Source organism: Streptomyces massasporeus, from assembly GCF_014648995.1.
Lineage (GTDB): Bacteria > Actinomycetota > Actinomycetes > Streptomycetales > Streptomycetaceae > Streptomyces > Streptomyces massasporeus.
Map to the genome: position 1 here is coordinate 237,090 of NZ_BMSE01000006.1, position 12,550 is coordinate 249,639.

9 protein-coding genes are annotated in these 12,550 nt (G+C 68.9%); 7 read left to right on the plus strand and 2 right to left on the minus strand.

The genetic code is table 11. The annotated features are described in order from the left end of the window. Window positions 1-123 precede the first annotated feature (123 nt). A complete protein-coding gene (locus tag IE153_RS16840; RefSeq protein ID WP_189590495.1) occupies window positions 124-636 on the plus strand; it encodes an LppU/SCO3897 family protein in 513 nt (170 codons plus the stop codon). Window positions 637-755: 119 nt separating this feature from the next. Here the strand turns inward: IE153_RS16840 and IE153_RS16845 are convergent, their stop codons facing one another. Then, window positions 756-2,201 (minus strand): CCA tRNA nucleotidyltransferase, encoded by a 1,446-nt coding sequence (locus tag IE153_RS16845; protein WP_189590496.1) that lies wholly within the window; start codon window positions 2,199-2,201, stop codon window positions 756-758. Between the two features lie 279 nt (window positions 2,202-2,480). On the opposite strand from IE153_RS16845, the gene IE153_RS16850 reads away from it, so the two are divergent. From IE153_RS16850 to IE153_RS16860, 3 genes are all read left to right on the plus strand, one after another. Beyond that, window positions 2,481-4,886: a DUF6049 family protein gene (locus IE153_RS16850; protein WP_189590497.1), complete on the plus strand. Its 2,406-nt coding sequence runs from the start codon at window positions 2,481-2,483 to the stop codon at window positions 4,884-4,886. A gap of 43 nt (window positions 4,887-4,929) precedes the next feature. Next, window positions 4,930-7,236: a murein biosynthesis integral membrane protein MurJ gene (gene murJ / locus IE153_RS16855; protein ID WP_189590498.1), complete on the plus strand. Its 2,307-nt coding sequence runs from the start codon at window positions 4,930-4,932 to the stop codon at window positions 7,234-7,236. A 141-nt stretch (window positions 7,237-7,377) separates the two neighbouring features. Next, on the plus strand, window positions 7,378-9,090 hold the full coding sequence (locus tag IE153_RS16860) for a protein kinase family protein (protein WP_189590499.1): 1,713 nt from the start codon (window positions 7,378-7,380) through the stop codon (window positions 9,088-9,090). A gap of 65 nt (window positions 9,091-9,155) precedes the next feature. Here IE153_RS16860 and IE153_RS16865 read toward each other — a convergent pair whose 3' ends face one another. Then, complete coding sequence (locus IE153_RS16865) at window positions 9,156-9,392, minus strand: hypothetical protein (protein ID WP_189590500.1); 237 nt, start codon at window positions 9,390-9,392, stop codon at window positions 9,156-9,158. Between the two features lie 361 nt (window positions 9,393-9,753). Between IE153_RS16865 and sigM the strand changes: the two genes are divergently transcribed. The 3 genes from sigM to trxB all read left to right on the plus strand — a co-directional run bounded on the left by sigM (window position 9,754) and on the right by trxB (window position 12,534). Next, complete coding sequence (gene sigM / locus IE153_RS16870; RefSeq protein WP_189590501.1) at window positions 9,754-10,482, plus strand: RNA polymerase sigma factor SigM; 729 nt, start codon at window positions 9,754-9,756, stop codon at window positions 10,480-10,482. Continuing rightward, on the plus strand, window positions 10,479-11,399 hold the full coding sequence (locus IE153_RS16875) for an anti-sigma factor family protein (RefSeq protein WP_189590502.1): 921 nt from the start codon (window positions 10,479-10,481) through the stop codon (window positions 11,397-11,399). Before sigM ends, IE153_RS16875 begins: the two co-directional genes overlap by 4 nt. A 166-nt stretch (window positions 11,400-11,565) precedes the next feature. After that, on the plus strand, window positions 11,566-12,534 hold the full coding sequence (trxB, locus tag IE153_RS16880; protein ID WP_189590503.1) for a thioredoxin-disulfide reductase: 969 nt from the start codon (window positions 11,566-11,568) through the stop codon (window positions 12,532-12,534). The last annotated feature ends 16 nt before the right edge of the window (window positions 12,535-12,550 follow it).

The window sequence follows — 12,550 nt, forward strand, 5'->3', positions numbered from 1 at the left end:
GTGTCACATCAATGACACAGAGCCACTTCTGGCTACTGCGTTGTCAGTGCGGACCGCTACCTTACGTGGGTCTTATCTCGCGACATGTTCGCGTCACTCACCATGTTCTAGGGGGACCCCCAAGTGACTACTCCGCCGCCCCAGGGCAATCCATTCGCACAGGGCCAGCCCGCGGCTGCACCCCAGGCTCCGGTCCCGCCCCAAGGCGGCTACCCCCAGCAGCCCGGACAGCCCGGCTTCCCGCCCCAGGGCGCCGCTCCGTACGCTCCGGTTCCCCCGCAGCCGTCCGGCCGCAAGCTCAGCTTCAAGACGATCAAGAACATCGCGGTCGTCATAGCCGTGGCGACCATAGCCATCGTCGGCTACGTGACCAGCCGGGACGACGCCAACACGGCGGCTGTCGGCGACTGCATGCACCGCGGCAGCACCAGCGACAACAACCCGGACCTCGAGGTCGTCGAGTGCAGCGACGCGAAGGCCCAGTACAAGGTGCTGGCCAAGATCGAGGGCTCGTACCTCACGCAGACGCTGGCCTCCAGCAAGTGCGAGGCCGAGGCCAAGGACTTCCAGTACACGTACACCGAGAGCGGTGACGGCAAGGACTTCCTGCTCTGCCTGAAGGACTACAAGAAGTAGGCAGACGTGACGAGGGGCGGTGTTTCACGTGAAACACCGCCCCTCGGTCTGTCTCCGCCAGGACGCCTGGCCGCAAAGGGGGTCATGTTTCACGTGAAACATGACCTCGTTTCACAGCCTCAGCTCTCCTGCCCGGCCCACCACTCCTTGAGAGCGGCCACCGCAGCGTCATGCTCCATCGGCCCGTTCTCCAGGCGCATCTCCAGCATGTGCTGGTAGGCGCGGCCGATGGCCGGGCCGGGACCCACACCGAGGATTTCCATGATCTGGTTGCCGTCGAGGTCCGGACGGATCGAGTCCAGCTCCTCCTGCTCCTGCAGCTTGGCGATCCGCTCCTCCAGCCCGTCGTAGGCACGCGACAGAGCCGCCGCCTTGCGCTTGTTGCGCGTCGTGCAGTCCGAGCGGGTCAGCTTGTGGAGGCGGTTCAGGAGCGGACCGGCGTCACGGACGTAGCGGCGGACCGCCGAGTCCGTCCACTCACCGGTGCCGTAGCCGTGGAAGCGCAGGTGGAGTTCGACCAGACGTGAGACGTCCTTCACCAGCTCGTTGGAGTACTTCAGAGCCGTCATGCGCTTCTTGGTCATCTTCGCCCCGACCACCTCGTGATGGTGGAACGAGACCCGGCCGTCCTTCTCGAATCGACGGGTGCGCGGCTTGCCGATGTCGTGTAGGAGAGCGGCAAGGCGCAGGGTGAGGTCTGGGCCGTCCTCCTCCAGGGCCATCGCCTGCTCCAGGACGATCAGCGAGTGGTCGTAGACGTCCTTGTGCCGGTGGTGCTCGTCACGCTCCAAGCGCAGAGCCGGCAGCTCGGGCATCACGCGTTCGGCGAGGCCCGTCTCGACGAGCAGCGTCAGGCCCGTGCGCGGCTGCTGGGAGAGGAGCAGCTTGTTCAGCTCGTCCCGCACCCGCTCCGCCGAGACGATCTCGATGCGCCCAGCCATCTCCGTCATCGCCGTGACGACCTCGGGGGCGACCTCGAAACCGAGCTGAGCCGCGAAGCGCGCGGCCCTCATCATCCGCAGGGGGTCGTCCGAGAACGACTCTTCCGGCGTGCCGGGAGTACGCAGCACACGCGCCGCGAGGTCCTCGAGCCCCCCGTGCGGGTCGACGAACTCCTTCTCCGGCAGGGCCACCGCCATCGCGTTCACCGTGAAGTCACGGCGGACGAGATCCTCCTCGATGGAGTCCCCGTACGACACCTCGGGCTTGCGCGAGGTGCGGTCGTAGGCCTCGGAGCGGTAGGTGGTCACCTCGATCTGGTAGCCGTCCTTGTGGGCACCGACCGTGCCGAAGGCGATTCCGACCTCCCAGACGGCGTCTGCCCACGGGCGCACGATCTTGAGGACGTCCTCGGGGCGGGCGTCGGTCGTGAAATCCAGGTCGTTGCCGAGCCGGCCCAGCAGCGCGTCCCGTACCGAGCCGCCGACGAGGGCGAGTGAGAACCCGGCCTCCTGGAAGCGGCGGGCGAGGTCGTCGGCGACAGGAGCGACCCGCAACAGTTCACTCACCGCGCGGTGCTGCACCTGGCTCAGGGCACTGGACGTTTCTTCGTTGGCGTTCGGCACAACAGAAGAGGGTACGTGGCCCGGGCCACCGCGAGCTCCTCCTATTCCGCACGCCATTCCCCATGCAGATGCATGGGGACACGTCCGTCATGGGCGCACAAGCGCAGCTCCTGAGCCGTAAAGAGCTGCTCCCGCACATAGAGTCATATACCGGGCAGCACGGAGTCCGCCCCGCGATCTTGTGGGGCGGACCGCGGCACTTCCCCTCAGCGCGCATCGTTACCATGCGTGGACGCACATTCCGACGACCACTGACGACGACGAGGGACGGACGAGCGCGTGGCCGAGGCGGCAGACTTCCAGAGGACCAGTGCCTCACCTGCCCGCCGCTGGCTGCGGCGCACCGGGGCACTGCTCACCGGCGCGCCGCTGCTGGCCGGACTCCTCCAGTTGCCCGCCGCGACGCCGGCGGACGCGGCCGGGCAGGAGTCCCTGCAGGCTGCCGCCGGCGCGGGCTCGGTATCGGTCGCCGTCGACTCGCTCACCCCCAGCGCCCCCTCCGAGGGCGACACGGTCACCGTGTCGGGCACGGTGACGAACAACGGCAAGCAGACCGTCACCGGCGCGCATGTAGACCTCCAGGTGGGTCCCCCTCTCGAGACCCGCTCGTCGATCGACACCCTCGCCAAGAAGAGCGACGATCTCCAGGGACCCTCCGGCGAGAAGGTCGGCGGCAAGTACACCGAGAAGTACTCCGCTCTCACCCCCGGCGTCGCGGAGCCCTTCAGCATCTCCGTACCGGCCGACAAGCTCGATCTCGGCCGTGACGGCGTCTACCAGCTGGCCGTCTCGCTCTCCGGGGAGACCTCGGCGCAGCCCTGGGACCAGGTCCTCGGCGTCCAGCGCACGTTCCTGCCGTGGCAGCCGGAGGAAGCCGGCACCAAGACGAAGACCACCTTCCTGTGGCCGCTCGTCTCCAGCGCCCACATGGCAGCCGAGACGGGGTCGAACGAGCAGCAGACACCGGTCTTCCGTGATGACGAGCTCGCCGAGGAGATCTCGCCGGGCGGCCGCCTCGACCAGATGGTGTCGCTGGGCAAGGGCCTCGACGTCACGTGGGTGGTCGACCCGGACCTGCTGGCGTCCGTCGACGCGATGACGCGGAGCTACCAGGTCCGCGCCGCGGACGGCAGCACCACGCCCGGCAAGAACCAGGAGGTCGCCAAGCACTGGCTGGCCGAGCTCCAGCAGGCGGTCACGGGCAACGAGGTGGCCGCCCTGCCCTTCGGCGACCCGGACCTGGCCTCCCTCGCGCACAACGGCACGAACGTCACCGGCTCCCTGGGCCACCTCAAGGAGGCCACCGACGTCGCCGACAAGACGGTCGACACGATCCTCCACGTGAAACCGTCCACGGACTTCGTCTGGCCGGTGGACGGCGCCGTCGACCCGTCGATCGTGAAGGTCGCCACATCCGCGGGCGCCGACAAGGTGATCACCCGCAGCGACAGCCTCCAGGACAACCTGTCGTACACGCCCTCCGCGGCCCGGCCCATCGGCGGCGGCACCACGGCCGTCGTCGCGGACTCCCGGATGTCGACGGCCTTCCAGGGCAACCTGACCAGGGCCTCCGCCTCTACGCTCGCCGTACAGCGTTTCCTGGCGCAGAGCCTCACGCTCGGCCTGCAGACCGGCAAGCAGCGCAGCGTCGTCGTCGCCCCGCAGCGCATGCCGTCCGTGAGCCAGGCACAGGCCATGGCAGAAGCTCTGGGAACCCTCCAGGACGGGAACTGGTCCGAGTCGCAGGACCTCACAGCCGCCGCGAAGGCCAAGCCCGACCCGGCGGCCAACACGAAGGTGCCGTCGGCCTCCGCCTACCCCTCCTCGCTGGGCAAGCAAGAGCTGCCGCGGGCCGCCTTCGAGCAGATCGCCCGGACCCAGGGCAAGCTCGACAAGTTCAAGGTGATCCTCACCCGCCAGTCCCGGGTGGTGACCCCGTTCGGGCGGGCCATGAACCGAGAGATGTCCACGTCATGGCGCGGCCGGGGCATCGCGGCGGTGGGATACCGCGATGGCATCGAGTCGTACCTCAACGGGCTCATCGACGGGGTCAAGCTGATCCAGAAGTCGGAGACCAAGCTCTCCGGCCGCAGTGCCACGATCCCCGTGACCGTGCAGAACAACCTGGTCCAGGGTGTCGAGCACCTGGAGCTGCGGCTCACGTCGAAGAACCCCACGCGCCTCAAGATCGGCGGAGACGCCTACGAGGAGCAGCCCGTCACCGTCAACGGCGGCCACGCCCAGTCGGTGAAGTTCACCACGTCGGCCAACGCCAACGGCCGCGCGGAAGTCGTCGCCCAGCTGTACACGGAGGACGGCCAGAAGTACGGCGCCCCGGTCACCTTCGACGTGAAGGTCACCGAGGTCACGCCCACGGTGATGCTGGTCATCGGCGGTGGCGTCCTGCTCCTGGTCCTCGCGGGCTTCCGGATGTACACCCATCGCAAGCGCGCCGCCGCCCGTGAGGCAGCCGAGGACGACACCGTCGAGACGGACGGCGAGACCGACGGCCCGCACGACCGGGAAGACGCTCCGCAGAACCCGGAGCCCTCCGGCGCACGTCTCAAGGAGGAGGCCGGGCCCGGCTCAGGGGCAGATGCCTCCGAGCAGCCGAGTGACCCGGCCCCGGACACCGCAGCGGAAAGCGCCGACCCGTCCGGGACGGGTGAGAGAGTGGACCGTTGAGAAATCGTGGCCGGTGGGCCCGGGACGATGAGGTGGGGTAAGCATGAACGCGCCGTACGACGGTGACCGCGGCCGTGCCGCGGGCAACTCGGGCTACCCCGACGCGGGCGGGCCCGAGGGTTCACCGCCCGAGCACGGCCAGGTGCCGCCGCAGCCACCCGCGGACATCTACCTCCAGGACGCCTACGGCCAGGACCCCTACCGGGCACAGGACCTCTCCACCCAGGACCCGGTCGGTGAGGCGCTCTACGACCGCTCCGCGCACCCGCCGCCCGCTCCCGGCACGTACCAGCCGCAGCAGCAGCTGTACGGTCAGCCGCCGCAGTCGCCGTACGCGCCCGACCCGCAGGTGTGGGCGCAGACACCCGCACCAGAGCCGGAGGGCCCCACGCGGCATCTGCCGTACGGCGACGACCCCCGCACCACCCAGTTCGTCGGCGTGGACGACCTCGTCTCCCAGGCCGGCGAGCCCCGCCAGGAGCCGGACGCGTTCGCGCACCTCTTCCGGGACCAGCAGCAGGGCAGCGGTCACCCGTCGTACGAGTCGCCGTCGGTCCCAGGCCCGTCCCCGGCCCCGGGGCAGATGGCACAGGGCCCGTACGCACCGCAGGGTCAGTACGCGGAGCAGTACGCGGAGCCCGGCCGGACCGCGGCGGTACCGCCCGTCGTGGACGAGACGCCGGCCCCCGAGCCCGCCGCCGCATCCGCCCCCAAGAAGGGCGGCCGCGCCGCGGGCCTGATGAAGTCCAGCGCCGTGATGGCAGCGGGCACGATGGTCTCCCGCCTCACCGGCTTCATCCGCTCCGCGCTGATCGTGTCGGCGCTGGGCGTCGGCCTCCTCGGTGACACCTTCCAGGTCGCCTACCAGCTGCCGACGATGATCTACATCCTCACCGTCGGCGGTGGTCTCAACTCCGTCTTCGTACCGCAGCTCGTGCGCGCCATGAAGCAGGACGACGACGGCGGCGAGGCGTACGCCAACCGCCTGCTCACCCTGGTCATCGTGACGCTGGGCGGACTCACCGCCCTCTCCGTCCTCGGCGCACCGCTCCTGATCCGCGTGCTGTCGGACCCGGTGGCGAGCGACCCGGCCGCGAACGAGGTCGCCGTCACCTTCGCCCAGTACTTCCTGCCCACCATCTTCTTCATGGGCATCCACGTGGTGATGGGCCAGATCCTCAACGCCCGCGGCAAGTTCGGCGCGATGATGTGGACCCCGGTCCTGAACAACATCGTCATCATCGTGACGCTGGGCATGTTCATCTACGTCTACGGCACCGCGGCCGACTCCGGGATGAAGGCCGCGAACATCCCGCCGGAGGGCCAGCGCCTGCTCGGCATCGGCATCCTGCTCGGCCTCGTGGTCCAGGCGCTCGCGATGATCCCCTACCTGCGCGAGACCGGCTTCCGGCTGCGGCTGCGCTTCGACTGGAAGGGCCAGGGGCTCGGCAAGGCCGTCACACTGGCCAAGTGGACGGTGCTGTTCGTCCTCGCCAACCAGGCCGGCGCCATGATCGTCATCCAGCTGTCCACCGCGGCGGGCAAGGCCTCGCCGGTGGACGGCACCGGCTTCGCCGCCTACGCCAACGCACAGCTGATCTGGGGCCTGCCGCAGGCCATCATCACGGTCTCCCTCATGGCCGCCCTGCTGCCGCGCCTGTCGCGCTCGGCGGCCGAGGGCGACGGAGGCGCCGTCCGCGACGACATCTCCCAGGGCCTGCGCACCACGGCGGTGGCGATCGTGCCGATCGCGTTCGGGTTCCTCTCCCTCGGCATCCCGATGTGCACCCTGATGTTCGGCTCCTCGGGCACCAGCGAGGCCACCAACATGGGCTTCATGCTCATGGCGTTCGGACTCGGCCTGATCCCGTACTCCGTGCAGTACGTGGTCCTGCGTGCCTTCTACGCCTACGAGGACACCCGAACTCCCTTCTACAACACGGTCATCGTGGCCGCGGTCAACGCGGGCGCCTCGGCGATCTGCTACTTCGTCATCCCGTCCCGCTGGGCCGTGGTCGGCATGGCCGCCTCGTACGGCCTGGCCTACGCGATCGGCGTCGGCGTCGCCTGGCGCCGGCTGAGCAAGCGGCTCGGCGGGGACCTCGACGGCGCCCGCGTCCTGCGGACTTACGCCCGGCTGTGCATCGCGTCGGTTCCGGCCGCCCTGCTCAGCGGCGCGGCCTGCTACGGCATCGGCCACTCGCTCGGCCAGGGCCCGGCCGGCTCGCTCGCCGCGGTCCTGGCCGGCGGCGTCGTACTACTCGGGATCTTCTTCGTCGCCGCCCGCCGCATGCGCATCGAGGAACTCAACTCGCTGGTCGGCATGGTCCGCGGACGCCTGGGACGCTGAGTCGGGGGGTAGGCGCACAACCATCGTCAGCCACCGCGTGTCGTGCATAGCGGCGGACTGTGGGCACAATTGGTTTCGGCGTCGGGCGGCATGCATGGGACGCCGGCCCGGCGCGTAATGGATGGGGAGGCAGGAACGACGGTGGCGGAACGGAGTACGGCTGCCGTCGACGTGGCAGACAACAGCGACGAGACGTCGCTGACCGCACAGGCGGACCAGTCCACGGCCGACGGGGTGGCCAAGAACCGGGAGCGGGACACGGACAGCGACGAGGTACAGGAGAGCACCAGGACCGACGGTGCCGGAACGACCTCGCCGCCCGAACTGCACAGTGGTCACAAACTCGCCAGACGCTACCGCCTCGAGGAGTGCGTCACCCGTCTGGACGGTTTCAGCAGTTGGCGTGCCGTGGACGAGAAGCTCCGCCGTGCTGTCGGGGTGCACATCCTGCCCGCCGACCACTCACGGGCCCGTTCCGTCCTGGCGGCCGCCCGCTCGTCCGCCCTCCTGGGTGACCCACGCTTCGTCCAGGTGCTGGACGCGGTGGAGGAGAACGACGTCGTCTACGTCGTGCACGAATGGCTTCCCGACGCGACGGAACTGACCACGCTCCTCGCCTCCGGGCCCCTGGAGCCCTACGACGCCTACCAGATGGTCAGTCAGGTCTCCTCCGCCATGGCCGCCGCCCATCGTGAGGGCCTCGCCCATCTGCGGCTGAACCCCAACGCCGTGCTCCGTGCCTCGACCGGCCAGTGGCGCATCCGCGGCCTCGCCGTCAACGCCGCCCTGCGCGGCGTCTCGTCCGACACACCGCAGCGCACGGACACCGAGGCCATCGGTGCCCTGCTGTACGCGGCGCTCACCCAGCGCTGGCCGTACGAGAGCGACGCCTACGGCCTGTCGGGCCTGCCGAAGGACATCGGCCTGATCGCGCCCGACCAGGTGCGGGCCGGTGTGCACCGCGGGCTGTCCGAGCTCTCCATGCGCGCGCTCGTCAACGACGGCGCCACCGCGTCCCGGCACGAGTCGCCGTGCACCACGCCGGAGGAGCTGGTGAAGGCGATCGGCGAGATGCCCCGCATCCGCCCGCCGGAGCCGGCGTTCACCGCCCCGCCCGAGTACCAGCGCACGACGTACCAGCAGGGCACGTACGGCCGTCAGACCCCGCGTCCCGGCGTCACCCAGCCGGTCCCGACTCCGCCGCCCCCGCTCCAGAGCCGCACGGGCAAGGCCCTGAAGTGGGCCGTCTCCGCGCTCCTGATCGCCGCACTGGGCCTCGGCAGCTGGCAGCTGGCGGACGCGCTGATGGACCAGGGCGGCAAGAACGAGGACCCGGGCCAGACGCAGACGAACGACGGGGACGGCGGCAACAAGCCGGTCGCACCGCTGAAGCAGATCCCGATCGACAGCGTGCGGGAGTTCGCCCCGGGCGGTTCCGGCATACAGGAGGACGAGGTCCAGCTCGCCGTCGACGGCCAGGCGGACACCGCGTGGATCACGCCGGAGTACCGGGGGTACCCCAACTTCGGGAATCTGCCGCAGCGCAAGGACGGCAGCGGGCTGATCCTGGACCTCGGCAAGGTTACAGACGTGTCCCGTCTCGATATTTCCATGTACCGAAGCGGGCAGACAGCACAGGTTCTCGCCGCCGGTGCCGATATTTCCGATCCGTCATCTCTGAGTGATTTCTCCGAGGAAATCACCGAATTGTCGACTGTGGGTTCCGACCTCAAGGTCACGCTGAAGAAGCCGGTCAAGACGCGTTACGTCCTCATCCACATCACGGAACTTCCGGCCGACGGCTCCGCGGACCGCTTCCGAGGAGGTATCTCAGAAATTCAAGTGCGCGGCTGAGAGCGCTCCAGCTGCACCGCAAGCGCGTCCGGTTCGAAGTTCAGGCTCCGAACCGGACGCAAGGATCAGCCGCAGTGACCCCAGTCGGAATTGTCACCGGTGGTCCCCACCTGGCCGAGGAAGCGCACGCACGCCCCATTGGCATACAGGCTCACCGGGCCGGCGTGGTAGGAGTAGTACCCAGAGTCCGTCTTCTTGGTCCCGCCGAGCACCTCAAGCTGAGCTATCATCCGCAACTTGACTCCAGGGGTCCGTGATGTGGTGATCACGCAGTTGGTGCCATTGCTGTAGTAGAGATCCACCCACCCTGTGTCAAAGGAAAGCCGGTCAATTCGACTCCCTGGACACGTGGTCGCAGCCTGAGCCGTTCCGGATCCCGCAAAAATGACCGCTCCCGCGATGGTCGACACGACCGTCCCCATAGCGGCAGCTCGACGCCTACTCAACTTCTTCACCAGCTTCTCCTGTTGCCTGTTGTGTGCCGAAAGAACATGACGCATCAATTATGTGACCAGCAGAGAGCTCATGATCATGATCAGGCCAATGGGAGGTGCTGTGTCTGTCACAGCGTTCCGGGACCCGCCTCGGGTTCGCTGAGGCGCGTTTACATCCCACCGGCCCGCAGGATTCAATGGAACACTCAGAGCGGAACGGGGAGGGGACGTGCAGGTAGAGCACCAGAACAGCTCACCGGCGACCGATGCCCAACTGATCCGCCTTCATGTGGGAGGCGACCCGGAAGCCTTCGCCGAATTGGTACGCCGTCATCGTGACCGCCTCTGGGCCGTCGCCCTGCGCACCCTGGGCGACCGCGAGGAAGCCGCCGACGCCGTCCAGGACGCGCTGGTCTCCGCCTACCGGGCCGCCCACACCTTCCGGGGCCAGTCGGCCGTCACGACGTGGCTGCACCGGATCACGGTGAACGCCTGCCTGGACCGCGCCCGCAAGGCGGCCTCTCGGAAGACCTCACCCGTCGACGACACCGAGCGCCTTGAGCAGCTGCTGGAGCCGCACGAGTCGGCCTCGGCCCCCGCCGAGCGCAACGATCTCCACCGGCAGCTCATCGAAGCCCTGGGAACCCTGCCCGCAGACCAGCGCGCCGCCCTCGTCCTTGTGGACATGCAGGGCTACCCGGTCGCGGAGGCCGCCCGCATTCTCGACGTGCCGACCGGCACGGTGAAGAGCAGATGTGCGCGCGGAAGGGCCAGACTCCTGCCGCTGCTCACCCACCTGAGGCCTGACAACAGCGGTGAGGACAAGAACCCGGGCGGAGAACGGAACCGGACGCAGGGGCCGACCGTCCCACCCGCAGCGGGGCAACGCCGAACGGACCCCCCGGACACAGGACCGAGCGACTCAGCTGCAGTGAAGGGCGGAGGTGGACGAGCGTGACGTCGACGACAGACATGGCCGGGCACCCGGACGTCGCGGAGATCTCCGACCTCGCCGAGGGTCTCCTCCCACCGGCCCGGACCACCGAGCTGCGCCGGCACCTGGACGACTGCGAACTCTGTGCGAACGTCTACGCCTCCCTGGAGGAGATCCGCGGGTTGCTCGGCACACTGCCGGGCCCGCCTCGCATGCCCGCCGACGTCGCCGGCCGCATCGATGCCGCTCTCGCCGCCGAGGCCCTGCTGACCGCCGCAGGACCGGAGGCCGCAGAGAGTCCGGAGCCGGTGAGCGTTCCCGGTTCCGCCTCTGACGACGGCGATACGCATGTTTCACGTGAAACATCGACGCCCCCCGACCGGCCTGTCGGCCGTCCCCGCTCCTCCACCACCGGTCCGGGCCGTAAGAGCCGCACCCGCTACGGACGCCGCAGGATCGCCGTCCTGGGGACCGTCTTCACGGTGGCCGCCTTGGGGCTGGGATCGGTCCTGCTGACGTCGCTCGGCGACAACAAGCCTCCCACCGGAGCGGAAGGCGAACGGCAGACCACGGCGGCGGACACCTTCTCCGAAGGGAAGCTGCCGGAGCAGGTCACCGGTCTCCTGGCCGAGAACAAGACCAAGGGCGGCGGATCCCGCACCCCCTTCGGCGCGGCGACGGCTCCCGGCACCAATCAGCCGAAGCTCGCCAAGGAGGTCGTGGTGCCCGGCTGCGTCCGCGACGGCATCGGGCGCGACGACGCGGCCCTGGCCGCCGAGAACGGCACCTATCAAGGCAAGAAGGCCATGCTCGTGCTGCTTCCCGACGCCGCCGACGCCACTAAGGTCACCGCCTACATCGTCGACGCGACCTGTGTGGATCACAAGGCGCCCACCGCCGCCGGCACAGTGCTCCTAGAGCGCACCTACCCATCGGCCTGAGCGGACGCTTCGTCTTAGCCCTGTGGGGTCACCGCGGGGCGCCCGCATCTCCGTGTGCCCGGACACAGTGGGAATGCGCGCCCCTTAGGATCCGTTGGGTGGGGTGAGAGGTCATAGAGAACTCCCACCGCTCGACCGACGCAGTCCAGAGACGAGGAAACAAGCCGTGAGCGACGTCCGTAACGTGATCATCATCGGCTCCGGGCCCGCCGGCTACACGGCGGCGCTCTACACCGCGCGCGCGTCGCTGAAGCCACTGGTGTTCGAGGGCGCCGTCACCGCGGGTGGTGCGCTCATGAACACCACCGAGGTCGAGAACTTCCCGGGCTTCCAGGACGGCATCATGGGCCCCGAGCTCATGGACAACATGCGCGCCCAGTCGGAGCGCTTCGGAGCCGAGCTCGTCCCGGACGACATCGTGACCGTCGACCTGAGCGGTGAGATCAAGACCGTCACGGACACGGCCGGCACCGTGCACCGGGCGAAGGCCGTCATCGTCGCCACCGGCTCGCAGCACCGCAAGCTCGGACTGCCGAACGAGGACGCCCTGTCGGGCCGCGGTGTGTCCTGGTGCGCCACCTGTGACGGGTTCTTCTTCAAGGACCAGGACATCGCCGTGATCGGTGGTGGCGACACCGCGATGGAGGAAGCCACCTTCCTCTCGCGGTTCGCCAAGTCGGTGACCATCGTCCACCGCCGCGACACCCTGCGCGCCTCCAAGGCCATGCAGGAGCGCGCCTTCGCCGACCCGAAGATCTCCTTCGTGTGGGACAGCGAGGTCGCCGAGATCCAGGGCGACCCGAAGCTCTCCGGTCTGAAGCTGCGCAACCTCAAGACCGGTGAGATCTCGGACCTGCCGGTGACCGGACTCTTCATCGCCATCGGCCACGACCCGCGCACCGAGCTCTTCAAGGGCCAGCTCGACCTGGACGAAGAGGGCTACCTGAAGGTGGAAGCGCCGTCGACGCGCACGAACCTGACCGGTGTCTTCGGCGCCGGCGACGTGGTCGACCACACCTACCGTCAGGCGATCACCGCGGCCGGGACCGGCTGCTCCGCAGCTCTCGACGCCGAGCGCTACCTCGCCGCCCTGGCGGACGAGGAGCAGCCCGAGCCCGAGAAGACCTCCGTCTGACCTCTCCCTACCCGCC

What these genes read in the sequence shown, in the direction of transcription:
- murJ (WP_189590498.1), top strand. Translation starts at nt 4,930, where the DNA reads ATGAACGCGCCGTACGACGGTGACCGCGGCCGTGCCGCGGGCAACTCG.